Here is a 2196-nt window from a genome sequence, read left to right on the forward strand (position 1 = left end):
GGGCCCCGCACGCGTTCCTATCCGTTTTCCTCGGTATCCGGTTTTCAAGGTTCCCGGGGCGTCTAGCGCCCCGCCCCGCCGCTTCCTTCCGTCCGCGGCGCAAGGAGATATATTACGCGACCTCTCGCCTGCCGTCAAGAATTTTTTTCAAAAAGTTTTGAGCGGTTTTGAAAGCTTCGAAAAGCCCTCGCGATGGCTCGCGACTGCACCCTCCTTGCAAATGCAGCTTGTGTATACTACCGAGTGTTCCACGATGATGCAAGCCCTTTTCTCAAAATAATGTAAGGAACTTTTACCGTGCCTGATAATAGCTGCTCTTTTCCTTCTCTTATAAGCGACGAAGCTTCGGGCGATCCTGTACAGCAGGTACCTGAGAACGCATTCTCCCACCTTCCCGAAACGGCAATCCGTGTCGTCAGCATTCTTGAAGCGGGAGGCTTCGAGGCGTGGTTTGTGGGCGGGTTCGTTCGCGATGCGCTCCTCGGGCGCCCCTGCTCCGATATCGACATTGCCTCGAACGCTTCTTGGCAGCAAGCCCAGGCGCTCTTCGAAGCTGCGGGGTTTAAGACCCACGAAACTGGAGTCGCACACGGCACGCTCACCGTCCTTGTCGACGACGACGCGTTCGAAGTGACCACCTACCGGCGCGACGGGGCCTACAGCGACTCGCGCCACCCAAGCTCCGTTGAGTTCGTTTCTTCTATCGAAGAGGACCTAGCGCGTCGCGATTTCACGATGAACGCCATTGCTTTCCACCCCCTCCGCGGACTGCTCGACCCTTACGGCGGCGTCGGCGACTTGCAGGCGAAAACGATACGCGCGGTGGGAGACCCAGCCAAGCGATTCTCCGAAGACGCCCTGAGGATCCTTCGAGCGTGCCGCTTCGCCGCGCAGCTCGGGTTCGGCATCGAGGAGGAGACGCTTTTCGGCATGCTCTCCAACAAAGGAATCGTCTACCGGGTTTCTGCGGAGCGCGTCACCCATGAGCTCGATCGCCTTCTCACCGCCCGCTTCGCGGGAAGCGCTCTTGTGAAGTACGTCGACGTGCTTTCGTGCGTGCTGCCCGAGCTTGTCGCCATGAAGGGGTTCGAACAGCACACTCCTTACCATATTTACGATGTACTCGAGCATACGGCGCATGTCGTCGACGGCGTGCCCGCCTATCGCCTCGTGCGTTGGGCGGCGCTCTTTCACGATATGGGGAAACCGGCCTGCTTCTTTTTCGGGGAAAACGGCGTGGGTCACTTCTATGGGCACGCGAACGTGAGCGTCATGCTCGCGCGCGGCATCATGTCAAGGCTTAAGATGTCGCCGGCGTTCGCGAACCGTGTGCTCACGCTCGTGAAGCACCACGATGAGGTGGTCGAGCCGACTCCTCGCGCGGTGAAGCGTATGCTCGCGCGACTCGACGGGAATGTTGAGCTTTTTCACGCCCTTTGCGACTTGAAGCGCGGCGACGCGCGCGGGCAGGCCCCCCATTGCGCGGGCAGGATCGATGCCGCATACGAGCTTGAGAAGGTTCTTGCCGATATCCAGAAGGCGAACGAGGCGTTCACGCTGCAAAGCCTCGCCATCGATGGGTGCGACGTCATGGCATTGGGAATTCCCCACGGGCCGGAAGTCGGTAAGGCCCTCTCGCGGGCGCTCGATGCCGTCATCGATGAGAAGGTTCCCAACGAGAAGGGTGCGCTCCTCGATTACCTTTCGAAGTAGCGGGGAAAAAGACGATATGAGCAGGACACAGTAAATTGAGAGCCCCTGCTGCATGACTTTCCGCGGATTAGGCCGACAATGGAAGGTGTCTGATCAACCGTGGCGGCCACGCCACACTCATGGAAGGGGCTCTCGTGATGAATGTTACCACTTTCGTAGGCCTGGACGTGCACGCGCGCTCGATCAAGGCGGTCGCTCTCGACGCCATGACCGGGGAGGTCAGATCCGCGACCTTCGGCTACGACGCGGCCGCCGCGGCCGAATGGATCCGGTCCGTCGACCCCGCGGCCAGATGCGTATACGAGTCGGGCGTGACCGGGTTCGACCTGCAGAAGAGGCTGTCCGCCCTGGGCGTCGACTGCGTCATCGGCGCCGTGTCCAAGATGATGAAGCCCGCCGCCGACAGGCGCAGGAAGAACGACCGCAACGACGCCGAGTTCCTGGCCAGGATGCTCTCGGTGGGCAACGTCGTGGAGGTGTGGG

At 60.6% G+C, this 2196-nt stretch carries 2 protein-coding genes; both read left to right on the forward strand.

Annotated elements, in window-relative coordinates; genetic code table 11:
- Positions 1–297 precede the first annotated feature (297 nt).
- Entirely contained in the window at positions 298–1713 is a 1416-nt protein-coding gene (locus ACMRQN_RS03885) for a CCA tRNA nucleotidyltransferase (protein ID WP_418733902.1), read from the forward strand.
- 137 nt (positions 1714–1850) lie between these two features.
- Positions 1851–2196: IS110 family transposase (locus ACMRQN_RS03890; protein WP_418733903.1), on the forward strand; the 346-nt coding region annotated here is incomplete at its 3' end.

It is taken from the genome of Ellagibacter sp. (genome assembly GCF_048412355.1).
Lineage (GTDB): Bacteria > Actinomycetota > Coriobacteriia > Coriobacteriales > Eggerthellaceae > Ellagibacter.